The sequence below is a fragment of the Pseudomonas glycinis genome, from assembly GCF_054871425.1.
Genome location: NZ_JBTYHF010000010.1, coordinates 128,340 through 153,870, shown reverse-complemented (window position 1 = coordinate 153,870; position 25,531 = coordinate 128,340). Strand labels below are relative to the sequence as shown.

The window sequence follows — 25,531 nt, the reverse complement described above, 5'->3', positions numbered from 1 at the left end:
TTATGGATCATAAACAAATAGTCGTCGTTCTGGGCATGCACCGAAGCGGTACGAGTGCCATTACGCGTGGTTTAAAAGTCCTTGGTGTCGACTTGGGCGATGACCTGCTGCCTGCCGAGTCGGGCAATAATGAAAAAGGCTTCTTTGAAGACGCGACTATTACTGCGTACAACGAAGAGCTACTGGCCGCTCTGGGCCACGCCTGGGATAGTCTGGTGCCTATCAGCCCGGAAGAGCTGGAATCGCCGATCACGCAAACCCATAAAGTTCGTGCCACTGAGCATTTGCGTGGAAAGATCGCGGATATCAAATGTTTTGGTGTGAAAGATCCGCGCATGGCAAGGCTCTTGCCATTCTGGCAGGAAATCTTTGTCGAATTGGGTTTGAGCGTCAGCTACGTCGTCGCCTTCCGTAATCCAAAGAATGTTGCTCATTCGCTGGTCAAGCGCAACGAGTTCGCAGTCGAGAAGGGCTACTTTCTCTGGCTGGAGCACATGCTGTTCAGCTTGAAGTATAGCCAGGGTGCTTCACGGATTTTCGTAAACTACGAACTGATGCTCGAGGAGCCCGAGCGGCAGTTGCGCCGTATCTCCAGATCGCTGGGACTGCCATTTGATCCTCTAGGGCAAGAGTTTCAGGAATATCATCAACAGTTTCTTCAGCATTCGTTACAGCACAACAGCTTTACACTGGATGAGCTCCGCAAGGATCCGTGCGTCCCCGTCGATGTTCTGACCCTCAGTTCGCTGTTGCTGCACCTCTCGCGCGATGAGCGTGCGGACGACGAGAATGTTGCTGCAACACTAAACAAACTCTACCAAGCAATGGCCGAGCGTTTGCCAGCTTATCGCCTCATGCGTCGTTTCGATGAAAACAGCACTGATCTGAGCGCGCAACTGAGCCAGAAAGACAAAAACCTGGAAACGCTTCTGGCCGATCACAACGCTCTTACAACTGATTACGGAAAGCTGGAGACAAGCCATGCTCGGTTGCAGGAAGATTATTTAAAACTGAGCGAGTATCGTCACTGGCTGGAAACCCAATACGACGCCTTTAAATCGACTCTCTCGGAATCGGAGGACTCGGTTCAACGGCTTGAGGAGGACCTGCATCGGTATTCCTCCGGCCGGTTTCTACTCAAGTCACTGATTTCGCGTATCGGCGAACACTTGGGATTGCGTTATCGAGGTGATAACCCTGCGGAGAGCGAGCTGTTCGACGCTGGTTACTATCTGACGACCTACCCGGACGTGCGGGCAGCGGGCGTGAATCCGCTGCAGCATTATCTGGAGCAGGGTTGGCGAGAGGCGCGTGATCCGTCGGCCGGATTCTCCACCAAGGCATACCTGGACCATTATCCAGATGTCAGGCTGCGACGTATCAACCCGCTAATTCATTACTTGCGCTACGGGTATTATGAAGGACGGTCTATTTTCGACGTCCAAGGTCGTAACTACCGCCTTTCCCGTAAGGTAACCCGCTATCGCGTTGCCGTGCAGCTATTGAATCTTGTTTCGCAACAGCCGGAATTGCTTGGGCGCTTTGTGCGTGAGGCGCGACGAGGTGGATTGCGCCACGCACTGGCAATTGCTGTGCGCAAGCTCAAGCGCAATCAGAAGCGTCTTGAGCTGAGCCGCGTCCGTGAACCGCTTACTGATGGCGTACTGACTGAGTATGAAGTGCTCAAAGTCGTGCCCTATTACCTTGATCCCTACCTTCCAGAAACGCCTAAAGCAGTCTCCGAGATGGTCGCCGTTCACCTTCATATTGTTGGCGAACAGGTGTCTGAGAGTTGGCTGGGCTACCTCGGCAACATTCCCGTTGAATTTGATTTGTACGTATCACGCAGCGGCGGGAGCGAGACGAAGTTCAACGAGAAACGTTTGCGTGCCGTCTTGCCGTTAATGCGCAAGCTGACCGTCGAGGGCGTGCCAGCGCATGCTGGGGCGGTCGCAGCTTTCATCGTCCAGTTCGGCAATCGTCTCAAGGAATATGACGTTGTAGCTCACTTGCATGACGACGCCAATGTCACCGGGACCCTGGATGGTTTGGGTGTGGTCGAACGTCTGGAGCTGATCTGTGGAACGCCAGCCAACGTGGGCCAGATCCTGCATCTGCTAGGCGGCGACGCGAAAGTGGTCTATCCCGTCGACAACCGACCTGAATCTGCTTTCGACCAAGCCGGCTGGGCAGATACTGGCAATCTCCTTGCCAAAATCAAGGATAAATACAGTGCCGCGGACGGGGCAGTGCTGCCGATTGCGCAATTGCCGAGGGTCGGACCGTTCTGGGCCCGCAGCGGCGTGATCATCGATTTGCTGCAACTCCCGTTGCAGTATAAGCATTTCGAAGATGACAGAGCGCCTGCAGGTCGGGACATGTTGAGTCGAACTTTGGAGCGTCTGGTTCTGGTTGACTCAACTGACACCGAAGGTCGCAACTATCAACTGGAAGCCCCGCAGATCTCTTTCGAGGCGCGGGATTATTGCGAGCCCCAAGTTGATTATTCGTCCAGTATCAAGCACGACACCGTCAAAGTGCTGGCCTACTACCTGCCACAGTTTCATCCGACACCTGAAAACGATGAGTGGCACGGTCCTGGCTTTACGGAGTGGTACAAGGTTCGCTCGGCCAATCCGCTGTTCTACGGACACTATCAGCAGCATGTCCCACATGACGACATCGGTTATTATCATTTAGAGGGACCTGCACAGCTGGCTCTGCAGGCTGAGATGATGCAGAAGTCAGGTGTGCATGGCCTGATTTTCTATCACTATTGGTTCACCGGGCGGATGATTCTGGAAAAGCCGGCGCAGATGCTGGTGGACAATCCACAGATCAACATGCCATTTGCCTTCTGCTGGGCAAATGAAAACTGGACTCGCCGCTGGGATGGCAATGAGCAGGAAATTTTGCTCGGTCAGGTGTATTCGAAAGAAGACGCTCGCGGCTTCATTCGATATTTGATCCCGTTTTTCAAGGACGAGCGCTACATCAAAGTAGACGGTCGCCCGATGTTGCATGTGTATCGTCCATCTTCGATCGAGCACATTGAGGAGTATCTGGAGGTCTGGCGCGAAGAGTGCGAAAGTGCCGGTCTCAAAGCTCCTTACATGGTGGCGACTTTGACGCGCGGCGCGACGCATCCCCAGCATCACGGGATGGATGCGGCAGTGGAGCGGGTACTGCACGACTGGACAGGGGATGCGGTGCAAGACACGCGCAACCAGCTCCGTCCTTACTGGCCATTGGAAGGTAGCGTCCTGAACTATGATGAAGTGGCCGACCACTACATGGGGCAGGATCTGGGCAAGGAGTTCACACTGTTCCGATCCCTGGTGCCTACCTGGGACAACACCGCTCGCTACGGCACCAGGGCATATGTCCTGAATAATTTCACTACGGCAAAGTTTCAGAGCTGGATGGAGTGTCTGATCGAGTATTCCGAGCATAACTTGCCGGAAGATCGTCGCTATGTGGTAGTGAATGCCTGGAACGAGTGGGCTGAAGGCGCTCATCTGGAGCCCGACACCCGTTTTGGGTACGGCTATCTAAACTCGATTGGGCGGGCGCTTTCCGGTCAGCAGTTTTCGGCTACCAGCCACTTTGAACCTGGTGCTGAACTCACGCTCAACATAACGCTGACGCCAGCTGTCGTCGGGCGGCTGAAAGTCGAGCCTGAACCGCGTCGCAAGTTCTTCGCCTGCCTTACCCACGCGATGTTGGCGCAAGGCTGCTCGGTCACTGTCGATGATGCCGAGTTACTTCAAGCCTTGCAGGCGAGAGGCGTCAAATGCTCGAGTACAGACACACTGAATGCCGATTTCAACCTTGTGTTCAATGATGTCTGCCTGTTCCCGGTCGCAACCGTCGGATCGCTTTTGAAAATGGCTATGCGACACACGGGCTTCGCAATATCGGCAAACCTGCGCAACGATCCTTCCTATCTGCAAGGCGACAAGGTCACCAACTTTTCGATATCGGATGACCAGCGCAGTTGCATGGAGCTGGTACCTACCGGCTCCCGTATCGGCAACAAGGTTTGTTGCGAATCCTCATGCTTCCGCATGCTGGCTGAAGTTGGCGAGCCAGAGGATGCTCCGGATATTGTGACGACAATCATGCGTTACCATCGTCGAGCCGATCGTACTTCGCTGATCAATGCGCTTCTTTCTCTCATCGCTCAGACGGGATGCCGGGTCAAGCCGCTCCTGGCCATCCAGGATATGAGCGACGACGAAACTGAGTTGCTGGAAGGCGAACTTGCCATGCTGCCATGGAGTAGCGACTGTGAGCCGGTCATCCGACGTTACACTTCCACGGCAGAAACTCCGGACCTGCGCTCGCTCATGCTCAACGATGGGCTGAAAGCGGCTGCCAGCGGCTATGCGGCGTTTCTGGACTACGACGATTTGTTGTTCCCCGATGCCTATCGCGTGCTGTTGCAGCAGTTGAAGGCCAGCGGCAAAAATGCGACTTTCGGACGCGTCTATTCCACGATGGTGGACGCCCTAACCAACTGTGTTCTCAAGCGCGAAAAGATCTATGACTATGGCGACTCATACATCGATTTCGTCCAGCATAACCATGCGCCGCTGCACAGCTTTCTGCTTGATCTGGACAAGTGTAATCTGGATGCAGTCCAGTTCTACGACGACATGAAATACATGGAAGACTATTATCTGACGATGCAGTTATTTACCGCGAAAGATACGGATTGGGCATCGTTGCGTACCTGCGGATTTATTGGTGATTACATCCACAGAGTGGGCTGTGACTCGCACACATTGGCGATCACCGATGAACAGCAGCGCGTTGACTTGTTGAGTAACGAGGCTTATCGAGTCTGCGAAGATCGGATCAAAGCGATGCGTGATCGACTGCTGGCGAAGGTTTGACTTAAAAAGCCTGTCGTATTGTGCGGCAGGCATTAGTCATCTGATTTATTAGGGTTATCGTAATGAGTAACGATCTGGTATTTCACGCAACGGCTGTCAGCCCACAGTCGAGAGCGCAGGTCAAAGGACAAAAGCCAGCAGTGATATGGCTTACAGGATTAAGCGGGGCAGGCAAGTCGACGATTGCCAACGCGTTGGAACAAGCGTTGGTAGCGAAGGGCAAACACACGTTTCTGCTGGATGGAGATAACTTGCGAATGGGGTTGTGCAAGGATCTGGGATTCACGGACGTTGACCGCATGGAGAACATTCGTCGCGTGGCGGAAGTTTCGAAATTGCTCGTGGATGCAGGTCTGATCGTGATCACGGCTTTCATTTCGCCTTTCCACCGTGATCGTGCCCTGGCACGTGAGGTAATTGGAAGCTCGGAGTTTGTGGAGGTATTCATCAACACGTCGCTGGAAGAATGTGAGCGGCGTGATCCCAAGGGGCTATATGGCAAGGCCCGAGCGGGAGAGATCAAAAACTTCACCGGCATCGATTCCGTATATGAAGCCCCCACCCAGGCAGACATTGCTATCAATACCGTTGATGAGGCGTTGGCGGTATCCATTGAGCGAGTACTCGCCTATCTGGATAACAGGTTTGCTGCATGAAAACGCTCGTGATCATTGGGGCGGGTTTCAGCGGCGCGGTTACGGCTGCGCAGTTTCTACGTCATAGCCCCCCCGGTGTGCGAGTGGTATTGATCAACCGATCGGGAGCCATGGCGAGGGGCCTTGCCTACGGAACCAACAGTTCCTTGCATTTGCTTAATGTGCCTGCCGGCAACATGAGTGCTTATGCCGATGAGCATGATCATTTTCTGGATTATTGCCGGGAACTGCATCCCTCCTTCAATGCTTCCACCTTTGTCCCTCGAAAAATATATGGCGATTATCTGGTATCCATCCTCGACCAGGCAGAGCGGCAGGCTCCTGCAGACGTCATATTCGAGCGGGTAATTTCTGAGGTGGACAGCCTTCGTGCTGACGGAGCAGGAGCCGTTCTTGAATTGAGCAACGGCTTGCGGATCAGAGCGGATCAGGTGGTGCTGGCTTTCGGGAATTTTTCTCCCTTGGATCCCCCGGGCTTCGGTCCTGCAGTGGGGAAAAATCGATATCAGTCAGACCCATGGTCTGGTTCACAAGAGCAATCAATTGATCCAGACAAGCCGGTCTTGCTGGTAGGAGCGGGGCTGACAGCTCTGGATGTTGCCATGGGCTTATTGCAGCAGGGGCACCGCGGTCCCATCCATATGGTCTCGCGACGTGGGCTTCGCCCCTTGCCGCATCGTCAGTCGCGCTCAGTGCGCGACATCCCGCCGATCCTCACTGAAGCACTATTGAAGTCCGCACCGTCGGTGCGTGAATACGTACGCTTGATCCGTCGAGAGGTCAAACTTGCTCAAGCACAAGACCTGGACTGGCGTGACTTGCTCGCAGCCATACGTCCTGTCACGCCCGACTTGTGGAAGCGTTTGTCCTGTGTCGAGCGGCAGCGCTTTTTACGACATGTTCAGTCTTTCTGGGATGTTCATCGTCATCGAGTCGCGCCTGCCGCTTACCAGTATTTTTCAGATGCTGTCGTGGCGGGGAAAATCCACTCAATTGCCGGCCGCATACGTAAAGTAGCTGAGCATCCTGAAGGACTGGCGATTGATGTTGAATTGCGTGGAACAACTCGAATGAGACAAATTACAGTAGCCCGCGTTATTAACTGCACAGGTCCAAATACGGATCTACGGCGTGTCGACGACAAGCTGATCACTCAGCTAACGCATGATGGCCTGATAAGCCTCGATTCTCTGGGTTTGGGGATAAAGGTAAGCGATGGTCTCGCAACTATGAGTGCGAGCGGGCAGGCAGTCGAGTGGCTGCATTACATCGGTCCGATGCTCAAATCGGATTTTTGGGAGGCGACGGCGGTGCCGGAGTTGCGCCAGCATGCAAAGGCCCTGGCAGTTGATCTGGCGAAGAAGATTATTACCTGATATCGGTCTCCGCGGTCTGATCATCATGAACCAAATGCTGAAATGACGGATGTACCGGGTTTTGTTTGTTTCATTAAGGACCCGGTACGTCTTATCAGCCTTCTATCGACACAGACATTTCTTTAAGGCAGCGCTCCGCGTTTTCGGCGCTTGTGGACAGTATCTCAACCTTGCCGGACAAACCTCTCAGTGCTACGTCTTCCAGCGGCTCTCCTCCGACGGGTAGAGGGTAGCGGGTAAGCCATGAGCTGTTGATGGTGCACGATGCTGTCAGCACCAGCCGAGCACTCTCGGAAGTTGGTTGGGTAAGTCGCGAATTCCAGATAAATACGTAATTGCCATTTTCCTGACTCACCAGTTTCTCTTGTACGTGGTCGATCAGAGAGCCTTGGCGTTTCTCGCCATTGATAACGTCATGAGCAAAGGGTTTCCCTCCAGTAGTGGCGGGAAAAACGACTGTGGCTCCCGAGGAGTTCAGTGCTGTGACGTTATCGAAGGAAATGCCCCGGAACTGGTTGAAAAGTTTATCCGAGTTCTCATCGGATATGCCGAACAAATTCGAATAGATATGTCTATCGACATTTACCAAGTGAATAGCGTTATAGACCGCCAGCCCCTCACCTCGGAGAAGGTGCCCAAAGTTTCCGACCACCGAGAGTCCTTGGCCATCACTTTGCGATACAAGGGCGCGTACATCTCGCGTCAACTGTGAGTCAACCGGGGTCAGAATGTCCTTGGCTCTCATGATTGGGTTAAATGACGCATAGATCAGACAGTGAATAGCCACCATTCCAATCAAAACAGTTGAGACAAAATAATCCTTTGCTTTGATCTCGTCCTTGGTGACCCACCAGATTAGCAGCCCTGCCACCGAAAAGACGGACGGGGCCAGCCAATACCATTCAATCAGATGAAATTCGTGTGCAATATCGGGTCTTTGCCCCAGAACAAACGATATCAAAGAGAATAAAAGCGATGCGACGACGATGGCTGAAACCCGGATCTGGCTCCAGTGGTAGGAGATCATCACGGAGCCATACAGCACGACCAAGACAGAAAAGCCGAGTAACAGCCTTCGGCCAGGTACCAAATAGAGCAACGATATCTTGGAGAGCCAGACCGGAAAGCCAATGATCATGTAGAAGCTCATGAGGGCAAGCATGAAGCCAGTGACAACGGTAAGTCTTACGGAAAAATTGTCCCAGATAATGAAGGGCAATAGTGCGAGGAACAAAAGCGGAATAATTGTACCTACCAGGCTGAACTCATGAACCGAGTCCACCCCCGGAGGAAACTCGCCAACAGGCGCGGTAGGTAAAATGGCCGAAAGAAGCAAATGTAGGGTCACGTCCCCCCCTGTGCTGATCCTTACGCCAGGATAGCTGGTGGAGGCGACTGCTTTGACGAAATCCCATCTCATAAGAAGAAATACGGCAAGAGCGGCAGCGACGCAAATGATGGTCAGGAGCAGATTTTTGCGAGTCAGCAGCTTGGGATTGGCGGTAAAAAGCAAAGGTATGACCGCATAGGCCATGGAAACGTAAAAAGGTGGATAAATTTGCCCGAATACTGCGTGGCCCACCGACCAGAAAAAAAGAGGATATTTGATGCTGTCGCGTAGCTTGCAACTAAGTACGGCAAAGGGAAGAATGCCGGCACCCAGCGCGGGAAAATTACTTGTCCACCACACTTGATAGAAGTGACTGAACAGTATCATTCCTGCAACTGAAAGAGCGACAACGGTTTTCACTCCCATGTTTCGCAAGAGCCAGAAGACAGAACCTAGCAACAGAAGGTTGTACCAGGCACCTTGCAGGGCCAATGCGTTAGCGCCCGGCAGCACCCAGTAGGCAATCTGATTCGGCAGAAAAAGTAACGAAATATCTAATTTTGGTATGGCGATGAACCAGTCCAGATTTTCGTAGTAAGGGGCGAGGCTGGACTTTAGCGGGAAGCCCTCAATATAAGCTTGTTTCAACATTGGCAAATAAGTCGACCACTCATCGCCACGCCCTTCCTTCGGGAAACCCGTCACACTTTGAGTGGAGTAGTCGCCCAATATTCGCAAGGCGGAAAGGAAATGACTTTGGTAGAGCCCCAGATATATCCATGTCAGCGTGATGGCGGTTAATGCGGCAAAAAAGACCAGTTGCCACCTGTTGCGTTCAATATATGACATTTTTTCCAAAGTCCGTATGTTGTGTCCAGGCGTCCCGCGCTTCGCTAACGGTTGTCGACTTGATTATCTGTTTTTGTATTATCCGGATCTGCACCAGCGCAAGCGCCGGTCGCAAATCTTGATGGGCATTCTTCTCAGCTTTTAATGGTTAGCAGTATGCCCAGCATGATGACTACTACGCCCATGACATAGTAAAGATTGAAGCGCTCCCCAAAGATGAAATGGCTGCCGATCGGTACCAGAACGAACGCCAGCGCCATTAGCGGGTAAGCCCGGCCCAACTCGATTTTCTGCAAAACCCAGACCCATGCCAGAGTTGTTATGCCATAGAGAGCAAGAGCAAAAAACAATATGACAAGGCTGCGTTTGTCAAAAAAGCTATTTGCCTGGTGCATGCTGGCGGCGCTGAGCTTGAAGAGTATTTGCCCAGTGGCAATCCCCAGAACGCAGATGATCGCTATCACGTAGGCCATGATCTATTTACTCTCTGAGTTTTTTATGTAGGAAGAAATACGCTTGTGCAGAGCATTTTTTGGTAGCGCGGATATATCAAAGGCAATGAACGCCAGGATAAGTTGAGCTCCCAGTATTATTGGCAGAGATGAAAGCATCACTGTGCCGGATGGAGCAGCTTCCCCGGACGACAGGCTAGAGATCCAGTGATAACCGCCGTAGATCGTGCCGAACAGAAAAAGCAGCAGACCTAATGGCAGTTCGATCGATGCGATCGACATGTCTCGCAAATAGTAGTTATAGAAAATACGCTTGAAGAAATTTCGGGTGTGTTTGGCAAGAAACTCGCCGATCACCTGGGAAATTTTGAGGTTACTGACTTCATCACCGTATTTGGCGTCCATCGGGATGTCCATAACCACCGCGCGCAAGGTGTTCAGGCGAAACAGGATGTCAGTTTCGAAAAAATAACGACGGCTTATTTTTTTGAATGGCAAGTGTTTTGCAACGTCGCTATGGATAGCCGTGAAGCCGTTAGTAGGATCGAACAGGTCCCAATAACCGGAAGAGACCTTCGTCATGAATGATAAAACCGAGTTTCCGAAAAGGCGCAATTTCGGCATTGCCCGAATTTCTTCAAGATCGAAAAAACGATTGCCCTTGGTATAATCCGCGTCACCGGCAACGATAGGTGCAATGAAGTTGGGAATCAGATGCGGTTCCATCTGATCATCGCCATCGACTTTCACGATAATGTCGATACCGTCGTCAATCGCAGCCTGGTAGCCGGTCATTACTGCACCGCCGACACCCTGGTTGACGGCATGTCTAATTATCCTGACGCGAGGATCATTACAGCTTGCTTGTACAAAATCGCCGGATTGCTCAGGACAGAAATCATCAACAACGTAGATATTACTGACTTCAGGTCCAATTTTGCCAATCACGTTAAGAATGTGATTGCGTACACGGTAGCTAGGTATCACTACTGCGATTTTTTTTTCAATACTCATCCGATGATCGCCCAGTTTTGTCTGAAAGCAAAAAACTGCATTGAGTTAGAAGCTTCCTTTTCATGGTAAGTGTTTAATTGATTTTTTAGCCGGTGCTTAATGTCAGAGCGGTCCGCTCATGTCCGTTCCGAATCCCGCGTGGAAGCCTTGGACCCGCTTGCCTGGGCGCATTTTACAGACTAAATGTGAGCATTGCCTTATGCATACGAAAAAAAATCAAGCATAATCGGACGGATTTGTGCCAGCACCACGAATTCCGGACGATTCGTCTCCCGGCCCGCACAGCGGTAAGCGGAGTACCCTCGTGCAACTCGGAATGTCAAGCGTAAATCGCGCATTGTGCGCTCTTGGGAGAGGCCGGCGAGCATTGGTGTTACATGCTTTCAGCCAATCAGCAGCGTTGTGAAAGCAGTTGCGGGTCACCACTTACAATGGACAAAATAACAATGTCAACCGTACCATCCTCTATTCAGGTAACCACTGAAACGAGCAAGCCAGTCGCTGGTGCTCGAGCGTATTCAGTATGACCAATTTGAATAGATGTCTGTATTTTCTAGTACTGGTTATGGTTCTGTGTCTCGCGGCGTATATGAGATTTACATATACCGATCTGGATCGGATGCCATTGCCAGGGGATGAATATACTTATCACAATGCGGCGAAAAGTATTCTCGCCTATGGCTATATGGTCAGAGAGCCTTATATAACGAACGGTGAGCTCTCTGGCCTTAAAGGTGTGACGGGCTTGTCGCCTGGCTATCCGGTTTTCCTTGCTGCGATTTATACATTATGGGGTGAGTCATTCGAGCATGTGATCGTAGTTCAAGTGGTTTTAAGTGTTTTGTCGCTGGGATTGGCGGTTCTCATTCTGACTCAGCTCAAAGTGCGCCGGATGCTGGTGGTATTGGCGCTTGCACTTTTATCGGTTTATCCGGCTTTTTTATATAATACCGACAGGCTTCTGACAGAGCATCTCTTCATATTTGTCATGCTCGGATTCGTCGCCGCATTTATAAGTTCGCTCGGTACCGGGCGCGTCTGGACCACCTTATTGGCTGCAATCCTGGTTGCTTACGCCATACACGTTCGAGCTCAGGCGCTGCCCTTTGCACTGTTGGCAATAATGTTCTATTTGGTCTACGGGCAGGGCCTGATAAAGAAGCGGTGCATTCAATCGGCTGTATTTGCGATAAGCGTCATCGCTGGAATGGCGCCCTACGGTGTGCATAATTTCCTCGAGTTCGACCGGGTGTTGCTGCTGCCGGAAACCGGTGGTGGTCCGATGATCTGGGGAGCAGTTCCCTATTTTCTCGATATGGGCGCAACGAATGGTCGACAGCTTGCTGACATTGTTGCGGCGAATAGTACGCCAGCCCCGCTCACGTACTGGAACTGGCGAATTTTCGGCTATATGCAACAGTTGTGGGGAGATGTCTGGGACGAGCGCCTCGTGCATGTGCAGCCTCTGCTTCGTCCCTGGTTGCTGTTACAGCACCTTGTGATCATTCCTACTGTGGCAGCCTTACCCTTTCTGGCGCGAAGAACAGATCCGCGCATCTTGTTCATTGCGGCTGTGCCATTGGCGTTAACGTATATGAATGCGCCGTTTCACGGACTCCCGCGATACGCGTTCCCGGCCATTCCTTTCGTGCTTATCATTTTTGCTGTGCTGCTTGATTACGTTATCGAACGGTACGGTCCGGCATCGCGCACGCGCGCTGCTACGGTGATCCAGGCCCGATCGGCTGGTTGGGACAAGATCATTCGCTCCACTTACCTGTGCGCGGCGGGTCTGGTTTCCATTGTTATTGTGTTCAGTACTTACATCTTTTCGTGGAACATTCATAAGGAAATGTCGGCCTATCGGCTTGCACGCTACATGGGGGTGCAGATGGCGGATGTGGCAGGCGCCCGTAAAGTAGGATCTTTTAATTTTCTGGCTGATGTATTGCCCGTCGCCAACACCACGAGCGTAGCCAAAGACGTTTATATAAATGACGTCGACGCGCCGCCCGTGATTAACGTAACCGTATCATCTGTAGGGCGTGCGGATGGGGATCGTATCGTTTCGAAAGTTACTCTCAATATCAGAGGGGGATTCTTTTATGACTACATGACGGTTTACTGGAAATCTGCCAGCGTCAAGGAATTTTCCGAAAATCATGTGTACGGCAGGTTCCCAATCAATTTCCTCGAAAAAAGACAAACCATTCATATCGATGATGATGTCACTGAGTTATTGATCGTTCCGACTGGTTTTAGAGGTGGAGTAATAAAAGTGAAGTCGGTTGAAGTAGACAAGTACGATTTGAGTAAATAGCCTCGGTGCCTGGGGTGAGGGCTTGGCGAAGGTGCTGCAATCAATAGCGCGGCACCTTCGTCGGAGAACTCAAAAATGGAGTTTCATAAATGTTTTCATGGTGGTCGTTCCCTATCGTTTTCGGTCTTGCTCTCGGTTTGACTGCGGCGCTTCGTCAATATGCCTTGGCGCGCAGTATGATAGATATCCCTAATGGACGTAGTTCGCATACGGTGCCAACACCCAGAGGCGGCGGCATTTCAATCGTCGTGGGCTTTCTGATCGCACTCGCCTGGTTATGGAGCAGTCATTCGATTGATAACGCCGCGTTTATCGCAACGGCTGGCAGTGGCTTTCTGGTGGCGGTTATCGGTTTCATGGATGATCACGGCCATATCGCCGCTCGTTGGCGGCTGGTTGGCCATTTTCTGGCTGCAGGATGGGTGCTCGGCTGGATCGGAGGCTTCGCGCCAATTCAGATCTTTGGTGCATCAGTCGACTTGAAACTGGTTGGAAATATTCTCGCATCGCTTTATCTGGTGTGGATGCTGAATCTTTATAATTTCATGGACGGTATTGACGGGCTCGCCAGCATTGAGGCGCTGTGCGTTTGTATCGGGGCCGGCGTTTTTTATTGGATCAACGGTCACGGCTCGTTAGTCTGGCCACCCTTACTCTTGGCGGCAGCTGTTCTTGGTTTTCTGTTCTGGAACTTTCCACCAGCGAAAATATTCATGGGAGACGCCGGCAGTGGGTTCCTCGGTATCTCTCTGGGCGCTCTCTCGCTGCAGGCTGCCTGGATTGATCCCGGCCTCCTGTGGATGTGGTTGATCCTGCTCGGCGTGTTTATCGTTGATGCGACGTTTACCCTTGTCCGACGCCTCGTGCAGGGTGAGAAGGTTTATGAAGCTCACAGAAGCCATGCGTATCAGTACGCCGCACGACGTTACGGGCGGCATTTACCGGTTACGTTGGCTGTGACGGCGATCAATGTTGTCTGGCTGTTTCCCATCGCCTATTGCGTAAGTGTCCTGAGGATGAACGGCGTAGTCGGGGTCGTGGTGGCGTATGTACCGCTCGTCATGCTTGCAATTGCATTAGGTGCGGGGAAGACGGAAGCGCGCCCGCCAAAGTGTTGAAGGGGAAAAAATCGGTCGGCATTGAATTATCTCGTACAATGAGGAATCGGAGATAAGCGGCCAAACTGGTCTGATCGGTTGAGGTTTATGGATAAGATACGCACCTTTTTGCTGGGTTTGCCACGCGGGCAAAAGCGGCTGATTCAAGTGGCCACGGATGTTTTTCTGGTCTGGGGCTCTCTCTGGCTTGCGTTTATCGTCCGTCTCGGCATTGACGATATGTACAACCCGATCAAGATGCATGTCTGGCTGTTTATCAGTGCTCCCATTATCGCCATCCCGCTCTTCATTCGCTTTGGAATGTACCGGGCGGTAATGCGCTATTTTGGCAATGACGCACTGATAGCGATCGTCAAAGCGGTCAGTCTTTCAGCGCTGATACTGGCATTAGTGGTGTACTGGTACAGCAATCATGAAGCTGTCGTGCCACGCTCTATCATTTTCAATTACTGGTGGCTTAGTCTCGTCATTATCGGCGGTCTGCGTCTGTGCATGCGCCAGTATTTCATGGGCGACTGGTTCACGGCCGTTCAGCATGTTCCCTTCACCAGTCGAGACGACAGTCTGACCAAAGTTGCAATTTACGGTGCCGGAGTGGCAGGAAATCAACTGGTCGCTGCCTTGCGGATGGGCCGCGTCATGCGGCCAGTTGCTTTCATTGATGACGATCCGAGTATCGCTGATCGCTCTATCTCCGGCCTTCAAGTCTACAAACCCAAGCACATTCAACAGATGATAGATGTCACCGGTGCACAGGAAATCCTGCTGGCGCTGCCGTCGTCGACTCGTGCACGCCGCAGGGAAATCCTCAATCTGCTTGAAGCGTTTCCGCTCCACGTTCGCAGCGTTCCCAACTTCACCGATCTGGCGAGCGGGCGTGTGCGGGTCGAGGACATTCAGGAAGTGGATATAGCTGACCTGTTGGGTCGTGACGCGGTACCTGCGCAGCCCGATCTGCTCGCACATTGCATCAAGAGCAAAGTAGTCATGGTAACTGGCGCAGGTGGTTCCATAGGAGCCGAACTATGCCGGCAAATTTTTTCTTTAGGCCCGATTACGCTTTTACTTTTCGAGCACAGTGAGTTCAATCTCTACAATATCCTGTCGGAGCTAGAGCACCGGGCAGTCAGGGAATCGGTCTCGGTTAAACTGCTGCCGATCCTCGGATCGATCCGCCATCAGGACAAGCTGCTTGATGTGATGAAAACCTGGAAGGTCGATACCGTTTATCATGCTGCGGCCTACAAGCATGTGCCCATGGTCGAACACAACATTGCTGAAGGTGTTCTGAATAATGTGATCGGGACTCTCAATACCGCCCAAGCGGCTCTGCAGTCCGGCGTTTCGAACTTCGTCCTGATTTCGACCGACAAGGCGGTGCGTCCCACAAATGTCATGGGTAGCACCAAGCGCTTGGCGGAATTGACCCTCCAGGCCTTGAGCCGCGAGATCGCTCCTGTCTTGTTTGGCGATAAGGCCAACGTTTCCAGAGTCAATAAAACCCGCTTCACCATGGTCCGTTTCGGTAATGTGCTCGGCTCTTCCGGCTCTGTCATTCCGCTGTTCCATAGCCAAATCAAAGCCGGCGGGCCGTTGACCGTCACCCATCCAAAAATCACCCGCTACTTCATGACCATCCCCGAAGCCGCACAGTTGGTCATCCAGGCCGGTTCTATGGGGCAGGGCGGGGATGTCTTCGTTTTGGATATGGGTGAGCCGGTAAAAATCGTCGAACTTGCGGAAAAAATGATTCACCTGTCCGGACTGAGCATCCGATCGGAGCGCAATCCTCAGGGCGACATCTCCATCGAGTTCACCGGTTTGCGCCCGGGCGAAAAACTCTACGAGGAATTGCTCATCGGGGATAACGTCGCAGCTACATCGCATCCCATGATCATGAGCGCCAATGAAGATCATCTTCCGTGGGACGTTCTGAAGGCCCGCTTGGATGAACTGCTGAAAGCCGTTGAAGCCGACGACTACACCCGCGTCCGCCAACTGCTGCGCGAAACCGTCTCCGGCTACACCCCCGATGGTGAAATCGTCGACTGGATCTACCAGCAACGTCGTCTCGAACCCTAATTGTTTCACATCCTGTAACGCTCGCATTTTTGACTTCCCTCCGTCATGACCTACGTTTGGAGAGCAGCTTGGGAAAAGCTGCTTTCTAAAACGATGATGGAGCGTCACTTATGCGTACCGGTTATTTCTACTCGCTGATCTTTGCTTTCCTCACCAGCGCCTCGATTGCGGCGATTGCTGCCCCTGTAGTGCCTTCGGAGACGACGAAAGCGCCTTTGCTGATGGATGCGGCAGCGCCCTCGGCAAGCGCGAAGGTCGATCTCAACGGCGCGGATGCGGCAACGTTGCAGAAGGAGTTGGCGGGTGTGGGTGAGGCCAAGGCGCAGGCAATTGTTGCGTATCGGGATACAAACGGGCCGTTCGCGTCGGTGGATGAGTTGCTGGAAGTGAAGGGGATTGGCAAGGCGATTCTGGATCGCAATCGTGAAAAGCTGGAAGTGAACTAAGCTGACAGTTCAACGCCGAGAGGCCGGTCATTGACCGGCCTTTTTATTGAGCGCTGATCGGGTGGATGCCTGAACGCTGAAAATTACGGGTATCATATTACACCTTGATTATGCCTATAATAATTTCCATCGGGACTGATTCAGCAGTCGAATCGCAGCACACCGATGCACGTCGAATTATGAATTGATAAGGGGTAACCACGGTATGAACCAACGTCGAGTCGTCGTCACGGGCATGGGCCTGGTTTCACCCTTGGGCAGTGATGTTGAAATCGTCTGGCAGCGTTTGCTGGCCGGTCGTTCCGGGTTGCGCAACTTGCCAGATGCAGTCGTGGCTGATCTGCCGACGCGGGTCGGCGGGAGTGTGCCGACGGTGGAGGAGGATGCCGAGGCCGGGTTTGATCCGGATCGTGCGACGCCGCCCAAGGAACAGAAGAAGATGGATCGCTTCATCATGTTCGCCATGGAAGCGGCTCGGCAGGCGCTGGAGCAGGCCGGTTGGCATCCAGCCGACGCCGAAAGCCAGGAGCGCACTGCGACAATCATCGGCTCGGGCGTCGGTGGTTTCGGTGCGATTGCCGATGCGGTGCGTACCACCGACAGCCGTGGCCCTCGGCGGTTGTCGCCGTTCACCATTCCATCGTTTCTGGTAAATCTCGCGGCGGGTCATGTGTCGATCCAGCATGGCCTCAAAGGACCGTTGGGCGCACCGGTTACCGCCTGTGCCGCCGGGGTGCAGGCGATCGGTGATGCCGCGCGGTTGATCAGGGCGGGAGAGGCGGACATCGCTGTATGTGGCGGTGCGGAGGCGTCGATCGATCGCGTCAGCCTGGCCGGTTTCGCTGCCGCGCGGGCGCTGTCCAGCGGCTATAACGACACCCCTGAAAAAGCTTCGCGTCCCTTCGACAGTGGGCGCGATGGTTTCGTGATGGGCGAGGGCGCCGGTCTATTGGTCATCGAGTCGCTGGAGCATGCGCTTGCACGCGGTGCGAAGCCGCTGGCCGAACTGGTCGGTTACGGCACCACCGCCGACGCCTATCACCTGACCGCCGGTCCGGAAGACGGCAGCGGCGCACGCCGGGCGATGCAATTGGCACTGGCTCAGGGCGGTGTGACGCCGGAGCAGGTGCAGCATCTCAACGCTCATGCCACTTCAACACCGGTCGGTGATTTGGGCGAGTTGGCGGCGATCAAGGCGTTGTTTGGCACGCAGAACAAGATCGCCGTGACTTCGACCAAATCCGCCACCGGTCATTTGCTCGGCGCGGCCGGTGGGCTGGAGGCGATTTTCACGCTGCTGGCGATTCGTGATCAGGTGGTGCCACCAACGCTCAACTTTGAAAACCCGGATCCAGCGAGCCAAGGGGTGGACATTGTCCATGGCGAGGCGCGGTCGATGGCGATCGAATATGCATTGTCCAACGGCTTCGGTTTTGGCGGGGTCAATGCGAGCGTGTTGTTCAAGCGCTGGGAAGGTTAATCGCTCGATTGCTTGAGATGCTCGCGGGTGACGTCGAGGATGCGCTGGGCGAAGTCGGCATCCGCGACGCTGCGTGACAGCAGAAGAGCGCCGGCCAGGGTCGCCATGATGACAATGCTGCGATCGGCGCTGTTCTCGCCATCGAGCGTGGCCTGAATTTGTTCGAGGCGAGCATTGAGGACTTCGTCACTGGTGGGGCTTGGCTGGCCGCGCAGGCCCAGTTCCGAGGAAATGGTCAGCAGCGGGCAGCCTTCGTGGGGCGAGGTCTGATGCCACTCCGACAGGTAGGTGTCGATGAACACTTGCAGAGGGTTTTCCTGCGCGAAGATTTCTTCGCACAGGCCCGCGACTTGCTCGCCGGCCTCTTGCAGGGCTTTTTCGACCAGTTCTTCCTTGGATTTGAAGTGCGAGTAGAAACCGCCATGGGTCAAGCCCAGGGCTTTCATCAAAGGCTGCAGGCCGGTGGCGCCGATACCGTCCTTGCGAAATCGCGCGGAAGCTTCCTTGATGATGCGTTGATGGGTCTGGGCTTTGTGATCTGGCGAGTAACGCATGTGGAGCTCTCCGCGACGATGCTGCCATCTTAACCACGGAAGATTAAATGGTGACTGTACTTCTAAAATCTAAACAGCCTGTGGGTAAGTCCGATCGTGCTGAAAAAACAAACCCCGCCATTGCGGCGGGGTTGGTATCAGCGGTCTTGTGCATCCTTGGCATCCGCTTCGGCATTGCGCTGTGCGACGCGCTTGCGTTCTTCATCGGTCAGTTCGACCTTGTTGGCGGTGTCGCGCAACATCATCAATCCGCCGACAATCGAGCCGATCGCAACGACCAGAATCAACCAGGCATACCAGGGCATAACGGCTCTCCTTAATGGCAGCTCGACGGGCGAGGACTTCGCCGTGCGGTGCTGCATACCACCTTTGAGCGAAACGACTTCGCGGTGGTTCCATTCTAGGCCGCTTATGCCCGGCACACCCGAACAGTGTTACAGACCGGTCAACATCGCATCCGCCGGCGCATCGGCACGCAGTTGCCCGGTCAGCATGAAGTAGCAGAACCCGACCGCCATGAAGCCGAGGAAAATCAGCCCGATCAGCGTGTTGAACCACGCCATCGCCACCAGGCAAACCACCGCCAGTACCAGCGCGATCAGCGGAACCAGCGGATAGCACGGCGCGCGGAAAGTGCGCTCCAGATTCGGTTCCGATTTACGCAGTTTGAACAGGCTGAGCATGCTCATGATGTACATCACGATGGCGCCGAACACGGCCATGGTGATCATCGCTGCGGTGAGTGTCATACCGCCGAGGTTGATCAGGCCGTCGCTGTAGATCGCCGCGATGCCGATAAGCCCGCCAGCGATGATTGCGCGGTGCGGGGTCTGGAAGCGCGACAGTTTCGCCAGCGAAGCGGGCAGATAACCGGCGCGGGCGAGGGCGAAGAATTGGCGTGAGTAGCCGAGGATGATGCCGTGGAAACTCGCGACCAGGCCGAACAGGCCGATCCACACCAGCATGTGCAGCCAGCCGGAGTTGTCACCGACCACGGTTTTCATCGCTTGCGGCAGTGGGTCGTTGATGTTGGACAAGGTGCGCCAGTCGCCGACGCCCCCCGCGAAGAACATCACGCCCATGGCCAACAGCACCAGGGTCAGGATGCCGCTGATGTAGGCTTTTGGGATCGTGCGTTTCGGGTCCTTGGCTTCTTCGGCAGCCATGGCGGCGCCTTCGATGGCGAGAAAGAACCAGATCGCAAATGGAATCGCTGCGAACATCCCGGCAATCGCCGGCGCGCCGAAGACGTCGGAACCGGCCCAGCCATTCAGTGCGAAGTTGCTGAAGCTGAACGCCGGCGCGACCACACCCATGAACACCAGCAGTTCAGCCACCGCCAGCACGCAGACGATCAGCTCGAACGTCGCGGCCAGTTTCACCCCGAGAATGTTCAGCCCCATGAACACGACGTACGCGCCGACCGCTGCGTGTTTCGGGTCGAGCGCCGGAAATTGCACATTGAGATACGCGCCAATCGCCAAGGCAATCGCTGGCGGGGCGAAGACGAATTCGATCAGTGTGGCCAGTCCGGCAATCAATCCGCCTTTTTCGCCAAACGCGCGGCGGCTGTAGGCAAACGGCCCGCCGGCATGGGGAATCGCGGTGGTCAGTTCGGTGAAGCTGAAGATGAAGCAGGTGTACATGGTCGCGACCATGAATGAAGTCACCAGAAAACCCAGCGTACCGGCCACGCCCCAGCCGTAACTCCAGCCGAAATATTCCCCGGAAATCACCAGCCCCACGGCAATGCCCCACAGGTGCACCGTGCCCAGCGTGGGTTTGAGTTGTGTGTTCATGCGCTTGCTCCCGCAATGGTTGGAAAGCTCGAGGGAGAGCGTGTGCAGTGGGCGTGCCATTACGCTGAAACAAGTCGTAATGAGTCCAAAGCTGTCGCAGGGGGGATGTTCGCAGCTGGATGGGCGTTTTTCGTGCGCCAGTTGGGAGCAGCGGAGTCTGTTATGCCGCCTTCGCGGGCAAGCCCGCTCCCACAGGGTTCTGCGTCGTCCGCTGAATTTGATTCCAGCGCATAACCTGTGGGAGTCGGGCTTGCCCGCGATGAGGTCCGACCTGACGCTGCAAAAACCTGCTGTAACGCCGGCATAAACCCACTCTTTACGCTTTCTTTATGACCCACGCCGGCCCTCGCTCTCGTTCCTTTACAGCCTCCTTCCCGACAATCGCTGCACACACGGCAATACGCCGTTACACGGAGATCTTCCATGAGCGTTCTGGACGGGGTGTCACTGCTGTTGGCAGTGGGGCTGTTCATTTATCTGTTGGTTGCGCTGTTGCGCGCGGACCGGAACTAGGAGCGGCTATGCACAGTTATGACTATTGGCTGATCCTCGGGTTTTTTGCGCTGGTCCTGCTGCCGGCGCCGTTCCTTGGGCGCTTCTATTACAAGGTCATGGAGGGCCAGCGCACCTGGCTGACGCCGATTCTCGGACCGGTCGAGCGCGGTTGCTATCGTCTTGCCGGCGTCGATGCGCAGGCAGAGCAGAGCTGGCAGAAGTACACGCTGGCGCTGCTGGCGTTCAACCTTGCTGGTTTTCTGCTGCTGTTTGTGATTCTGCTGTTCCAGGATCACCTGCCGCTGAACCCGCAAAACCTGCCGGGCCAGGAATGGACCCAGGCGTTCAACACCGCGGTCAGTTTCATGACCAACACCAACTGGCAGTCCTACAGCGGCGAAGCGACCCTCAGCTACCTGAGCCAGATGGTCGGTCTCACCGTGCAGAACTTCGTCAGCGCCGCCACCGGCTTGGCCGTGCTGGTCGCGCTGTGCCGTGGCATCGGCCGTAAGTCGGCGCAGACCCTCGGCAACTTCTGGGTCGACATGACCCGCGCCACCCTCTATGGCCTGCTGCCGCTGTGCCTGCTGCTGGCGCTGTACCTGGTCTGGCAGGGCGTGCCGCAAACCTTCGCCGAGTATGTAAATGCCGTGACCCTGCAAGGCGTCGATCAGGTGATCCCCCTCGGCCCGGCCGCCAGCCAGATTGCGATCAAGCAACTGGGCACCAACGGTGGCGGTTTCTTCGGGGTCAACTCGGCGCATCCGTTCGAGAACCCGACCGCGTGGAGCAACCTGTTCGAAGTCGCTTCGATCATCCTGATCCCGGTGGCGCTGGTGTTCACCTTCGGCCATTACGTCAAGGATCTGCGCCAGAGCCGCGCGATCATCGCCTGCATGCTGGCGCTGTTCCTGATCGGCGGTGCGACCTCGCTGTGGGCTGAGTATCAGCCGAATCCGACCCTGAACAACGCCGCTGTCGAGCAGACTGCGCCGCTGGAAGGCAAGGAAGCGCGCTTCGGTACCACCGCGACGGTGCTGTGGTCGGTGACCACCACGGCGGCGTCGAACGGCTCGGTCAACGGCATGCACGACAGCCTAAACCCGCTCAGCGGCATGGTCGCGCTGGTCAACATGATGGTCGGCGAAGTGATCTTCGGCGGTGTCGGCGCCGGGCTCTACGGTATGTTGCTCAACGTGCTGATCGCGGTGTTCCTCGCCGGTCTGATGATCGGTCGGACGCCGGAATACCTCGGCAAGAAGCTTCAAGCGCGTGAGGTGCAATTGCTGGTGGTAACGCTGCTGGTGATGCCCGTCGGCGTGCTGGTGCTCGGCGCCATTGCCGCCACGGTTCCCAGCGCTGCGGCAACCATCAGCAACCCCGGCGCGCACGGTTTCAGTCAGTTGCTCTATGCCTACACCTCGGCGAGCGCCAACAACGGTTCGGCGTTCGGTGGCCTGAGCGCGAACACGCCGTTCCACAACCTGATGCTCGGCCTGGGCATGTTGATCGGCCGTTTCGGCTACATCCTGCCTGTGCTGGCGTTGGCCGGTAGCCTGGCGATGAAGAAAAGCGCACCGGTCGGCCAGAACAGCTTCCCGACTCACGGCCCGCTGTTCGTGACCCTGTTGACCGTGACCATTTTGCTGGTGGGCGGCCTGACGTTCCTGCCGACGCTGGCGCTCGGTCCTGTCGCCGAACATTTAAGTATGGGCTTCTAAGGAATCCATCATGAATATGCCTGCAATCAAACCCGCCGCCGTCAAGGCGCCGGAACAAGCCAAAACCGCGATCTCGGCCCTGTGGCGTCCGGCGCTGGTGCAAGCCTTCGTCAAGCTCGACCCACGGCAACTGGCGCGTTCGCCAGTGATGCTGGTGGTCGAACTGACGGCGATTTTCACCACCGTGCTGTGCTTCATTCCGGACGCTGATGTGCCGACCTTCGTCGCCGCACAAATCGCTCTGTGGCTGTGGTTCACCGTGCTCTTCGCCAACTTCGCCGAGGCCCTGGCCGAAGGTCGTGGCAAGGCCCGCGCCGACAGCCTCAAGGCCGGCAGCGAAGGCCTCAGCGCCCGTTGTCGCCAAGCCGATGGCAGCTTCAAGATCGTGCCGGCTGCCAATCTGCGCAAGGGCGACGTGGTGCGAGTCGAAGCCGGGGAGATGATCCCCGGTGACGGCGAAGTCATCGAAGGCATCGCGGCGGTCAACGAAGCGGCGATTACCGGTGAATCGGCGCCGGTGATCCGCGAGTCCGGCGGCGACCGCTCGGCCGTCACCGGCAACACGCGGCTGGTTTCCGACTGGCTGCTGGTGAAGATCACCACCAACCCTGGTGAATCGACCCTCGACCGCATGATCGCCCTGGTCGAAGGCGCCAAGCGTCAGAAGACCCCGAACGAAGTGGCGCTCGATATCCTGCTGATCGGCCTGACCCTGATCTTTCTGCTGGTGGTCGTCACCCTGCAACCGTTCGCGCATTTTGCCAATGGCAGCCTGCCGCTGGTGTTCCTCGTGGCGTTATTGGTCACGCTGATTCCGACCACCATCGGCGGTCTGCTGTCGGCCATCGGTATCGCCGGGATGGATCGCCTCGTGCGCCTGAATGTGATCGCCAAATCCGGTCGCGCAGTGGAAGCGGCCGGTGACGTGCATGTGCTGTTGCTCGACAAGACCGGCACCATCACCTTCGGCAACCGTCGCTGCAGTGCCGTATACGCGGCGCCGGGTGTGAGCGGCCGTGAGCTGGCCGAAGGCGCGTTGTTCGCCTCGCTGGCCGACGAAACCGCTGAAGGCAAGTCGATCGTCGAGTTCCTCCGTGGCCTGCATCCACAACCGGAGCCGGCCCCGGAAACCCTGACCGCCGTGCCGTTCAGCGCGGAAACCCGCTTGTCCGGCGTCGATTATCAGGGCCGCGTGTATCGCAAAGGTGCGGTGGATTCGCTGCTGGCGTTTCTCGGTCAACAGCGTAGCGATCTGGCCCCGGCGCTGGCGCGGGAAATCGACAAGATCGCCCAGAGTGGTGGCACGCCGTTGCTGGTCTGCGCTGACGGCAAATTGCTTGGCGCGATCCATCTCAAGGACGTGGTCAAGCCAGGCATCCGCGAGCGTTTTGCCGAGTTGCGCAAACTGGGGATCCGCACGGTGATGGTCACCGGCGACAACCCGCTGACCGCTGCTGCGATCGCCGCTGAAGCTGGCGTCGATGATGTGCTCGCTGAAGCCACGCCGGAGAAAAAACTCGCGCGCATTCGTCACGAGCAGAACGACGGTCGCCTGGTTGCCATGTGCGGCGACGGCGCCAACGATGCCCCGGCGCTGGCTCAGGCCGACGTCGGCATGGCGATGAACGATGGCACGCAAGCGGCACGTGAAGCGGCGAACATGGTCGACCTCGACAGCGACCCGACCAAGCTGCTCGACGTGGTGCAGATCGGCAAGGAATTGCTCGTGACCCGTGGCGCGCTGACGACCTTTTCCATCGCCAACGACATCGCCAAATACTTCGCGATTCTGCCGGCGCTGTTCGCCTCGATTTACCCGCAGCTGGGCGTGCTGAACATCATGCATCTGAGCAGTCCGCAGAGCGCGATTCTCTCGGCGATCGTGTTCAACGCTTTGATCATCGTTGTGCTGATTCCACTGGCATTGCGCGGCGTGCGGGTGCAGGCGGCGAGTGCGGCGGCGTTGCTGCGGCGCAATCTGCTGATCTATGGCGTCGGCGGGATTGTCGTGCCGTTCGTGGGGATCAAGGTGATCGACATGCTGCTTACGGCGTTGCATCTGGTGTGAGGCTGAAAAGAGCCCCTCACCCTAGCCCTCTCCCGGGGGGAGAGGGGACTGACCGAGGTGTTTGTGCGAGGTTCGCCGACCTGAAATTCCGAGCCGAACTCAGGTTTTGAACAGCATGAAGATCGGCTCCCTTTCTCCCTCGCCCCCTTGGGGGAGAGGGCTGGGGTGAGGGGGAAAAGATCTCCCTGACACCCGGCAAAAGTTTGTCCAACGAATTCGAGGATCTTGAAATGTCCACAATGATACGCCCGGCCCTGACCCTGTTGGCGCTGATGACCCTGATCGCCGGCGTCGCCTATCCACTCGCGGTCACCGGCATCGCCCAAGTCGCTTTCCCGGCTCAGGCCAACGGCAGCCTGATCCACGACGCCGACGGCAAAGTCCGCGGCTCGTCGCTGATCGCCCAGGATTTCAGCGGCGACAACTGGTTCCACCCACGCCCGTCCGCCGGGGCTTTTGCCACGGTCGCCAGCGGCGCCAGCAACCTCGCGCCGAGCAATCCGGCCTTGGCGACCCGCGTAATCGAAGATGCGCAAAAACAACAAGTCGCTGGGCAGGGGCCGGTGCCATTGGCCTTGCTGACCACCTCCGCCAGCGGCCTCGATCCGCACTTGCCACCGGCGGCAATTGCCTATCAACTGGCGCGTGTCGCGGCGGCGCGCAACCTGCCGGTGTCGACCTTGCAGCAATTGCTCGATAAGCACATCGAACAACCGCTGGTGGGGCCGCCGGTGGTGAATGTGCTGGAGCTGAACCTGGCACTGCAAAACCTGTAATTCAGTTGATACCAATCGTTCCCACGCTCTGCGTGGGAATGCATCAATAGACGCTCTGCGTCTGCTTTTATGGGACGCAGAGCGTCCCGGGCTGCAT

General features: G+C 55.6%; 18 protein-coding genes. 12 read left to right on the top strand and 6 right to left on the bottom strand.

Annotation, left to right across the window (positions count from 1 at the left end):
• Nucleotides 1-2: 2 nt before the first annotated feature.
• The 3 genes from ACYSTU_RS22970 to ACYSTU_RS22960 all read left to right on the top strand — a co-directional run bounded on the left by ACYSTU_RS22970 (nucleotide 3) and on the right by ACYSTU_RS22960 (nucleotide 6,930).
• A complete protein-coding gene (locus ACYSTU_RS22970; RefSeq protein ID WP_499001777.1) occupies nucleotides 3-4,898 on the top strand; it encodes a glycoside hydrolase family 99-like domain-containing protein in 4,896 nt (1,631 codons plus the stop codon).
• 62 nt (nucleotides 4,899-4,960) lie between these two features.
• Nucleotides 4,961-5,554 carry an adenylyl-sulfate kinase gene (gene cysC / locus ACYSTU_RS22965; RefSeq protein WP_499001774.1) on the top strand — a complete coding sequence of 198 codons (594 nt, stop codon included), beginning with the start codon at nucleotides 4,961-4,963 and terminating at the stop codon, nucleotides 5,552-5,554.
• Complete coding sequence (locus ACYSTU_RS22960; RefSeq protein ID WP_499001772.1) at nucleotides 5,551-6,930, top strand: FAD/NAD(P)-binding protein; 1,380 nt, start codon at nucleotides 5,551-5,553, stop codon at nucleotides 6,928-6,930. Before cysC ends, ACYSTU_RS22960 begins: the two co-directional genes overlap by 4 nt.
• A 94-nt stretch (nucleotides 6,931-7,024) precedes the next feature.
• Here the strand turns inward: ACYSTU_RS22960 and ACYSTU_RS22955 are convergent, their stop codons facing one another.
• The 3 genes from ACYSTU_RS22955 to ACYSTU_RS22945 all read right to left on the bottom strand — a co-directional run bounded on the left by ACYSTU_RS22955 (nucleotide 7,025) and on the right by ACYSTU_RS22945 (nucleotide 10,575).
• Entirely contained in the window at nucleotides 7,025-9,109 is a 2,085-nt protein-coding gene (locus tag ACYSTU_RS22955) for a DUF7657 domain-containing protein (RefSeq protein ID WP_499001769.1), read from the bottom strand.
• 134 nt (nucleotides 9,110-9,243) lie between these two features.
• Complete coding sequence (locus tag ACYSTU_RS22950) at nucleotides 9,244-9,582, bottom strand: EamA family transporter (RefSeq protein ID WP_499001767.1); 339 nt, start codon at nucleotides 9,580-9,582, stop codon at nucleotides 9,244-9,246.
• A 3-nt stretch (nucleotides 9,583-9,585) separates the two neighbouring features.
• A complete protein-coding gene (locus tag ACYSTU_RS22945; protein WP_499001764.1) occupies nucleotides 9,586-10,575 on the bottom strand; it encodes a glycosyltransferase family 2 protein in 990 nt (329 codons plus the stop codon).
• Nucleotides 10,576-11,098: 523 nt separating this feature from the next.
• Between ACYSTU_RS22945 and ACYSTU_RS22940 the strand changes: the two genes are divergently transcribed.
• The 5 genes from ACYSTU_RS22940 to fabF all read left to right on the top strand — a co-directional run bounded on the left by ACYSTU_RS22940 (nucleotide 11,099) and on the right by fabF (nucleotide 18,021).
• Complete coding sequence (locus ACYSTU_RS22940) at nucleotides 11,099-12,895, top strand: hypothetical protein (RefSeq protein ID WP_499001761.1); 1,797 nt, start codon at nucleotides 11,099-11,101, stop codon at nucleotides 12,893-12,895.
• A gap of 89 nt (nucleotides 12,896-12,984) precedes the next feature.
• Nucleotides 12,985-14,013 (top strand): MraY family glycosyltransferase, encoded by a 1,029-nt coding sequence (locus ACYSTU_RS22935; protein WP_499001758.1) that lies wholly within the window; start codon nucleotides 12,985-12,987, stop codon nucleotides 14,011-14,013.
• 87 nt (nucleotides 14,014-14,100) lie between these two features.
• Entirely contained in the window at nucleotides 14,101-16,095 is a 1,995-nt protein-coding gene (locus tag ACYSTU_RS22930) for a polysaccharide biosynthesis protein (protein ID WP_499001756.1), read from the top strand.
• 110 nt (nucleotides 16,096-16,205) lie between these two features.
• On the top strand, nucleotides 16,206-16,541 hold the full coding sequence (locus ACYSTU_RS22925) for a ComEA family DNA-binding protein (protein ID WP_160767744.1): 336 nt from the start codon (nucleotides 16,206-16,208) through the stop codon (nucleotides 16,539-16,541).
• Between the two features lie 205 nt (nucleotides 16,542-16,746).
• Entirely contained in the window at nucleotides 16,747-18,021 is a 1,275-nt protein-coding gene (fabF, locus tag ACYSTU_RS22920) for a beta-ketoacyl-ACP synthase II (RefSeq protein WP_038860441.1), read from the top strand.
• Here the strand turns inward: fabF and ACYSTU_RS22915 are convergent.
• The 3 genes from ACYSTU_RS22915 to eat all read right to left on the bottom strand — a co-directional run bounded on the left by ACYSTU_RS22915 (nucleotide 18,018) and on the right by eat (nucleotide 20,374).
• On the bottom strand, nucleotides 18,018-18,575 hold the full coding sequence (locus ACYSTU_RS22915; RefSeq protein ID WP_243240981.1) for a TetR/AcrR family transcriptional regulator: 558 nt from the start codon (nucleotides 18,573-18,575) through the stop codon (nucleotides 18,018-18,020). The genes fabF and ACYSTU_RS22915 overlap by 4 nt on opposite strands.
• Before the next feature lie 137 nt (nucleotides 18,576-18,712).
• Complete coding sequence (locus tag ACYSTU_RS22910; RefSeq protein ID WP_016770901.1) at nucleotides 18,713-18,880, bottom strand: DUF2897 family protein; 168 nt, start codon at nucleotides 18,878-18,880, stop codon at nucleotides 18,713-18,715.
• Between the two features lie 129 nt (nucleotides 18,881-19,009).
• Nucleotides 19,010-20,374 (bottom strand): ethanolamine permease, encoded by a 1,365-nt coding sequence (gene eat, locus ACYSTU_RS22905; protein ID WP_499001750.1) that lies wholly within the window; start codon nucleotides 20,372-20,374, stop codon nucleotides 19,010-19,012.
• A 423-nt stretch (nucleotides 20,375-20,797) separates the two neighbouring features.
• Between eat and kdpF the strand changes: the two genes are divergently transcribed.
• The 4 genes from kdpF to kdpC all read left to right on the top strand — a co-directional run bounded on the left by kdpF (nucleotide 20,798) and on the right by kdpC (nucleotide 25,434).
• Nucleotides 20,798-20,887, top strand: coding sequence for a K(+)-transporting ATPase subunit F (kdpF, locus tag ACYSTU_RS22900; protein ID WP_007899818.1), 90 nt, complete (start codon nucleotides 20,798-20,800; stop codon nucleotides 20,885-20,887).
• A gap of 8 nt (nucleotides 20,888-20,895) precedes the next feature.
• The gene (gene kdpA / locus ACYSTU_RS22895) at nucleotides 20,896-22,590 is read left to right on the top strand and encodes a potassium-transporting ATPase subunit KdpA (protein ID WP_499001748.1); all 1,695 of its coding nucleotides are present in this window, start codon (nucleotides 20,896-20,898) and stop codon (nucleotides 22,588-22,590) included.
• Nucleotides 22,591-22,600: 10 nt separating this feature from the next.
• The gene (gene kdpB, locus ACYSTU_RS22890) at nucleotides 22,601-24,658 is read left to right on the top strand and encodes a potassium-transporting ATPase subunit KdpB (protein ID WP_064361229.1); all 2,058 of its coding nucleotides are present in this window, start codon (nucleotides 22,601-22,603) and stop codon (nucleotides 24,656-24,658) included.
• A gap of 230 nt (nucleotides 24,659-24,888) precedes the next feature.
• Nucleotides 24,889-25,434 carry a potassium-transporting ATPase subunit KdpC gene (kdpC, locus tag ACYSTU_RS22885; RefSeq protein WP_499001744.1) on the top strand — a complete coding sequence of 182 codons (546 nt, stop codon included), beginning with the start codon at nucleotides 24,889-24,891 and terminating at the stop codon, nucleotides 25,432-25,434.
• The last annotated feature ends 97 nt before the right edge of the window (nucleotides 25,435-25,531 follow it).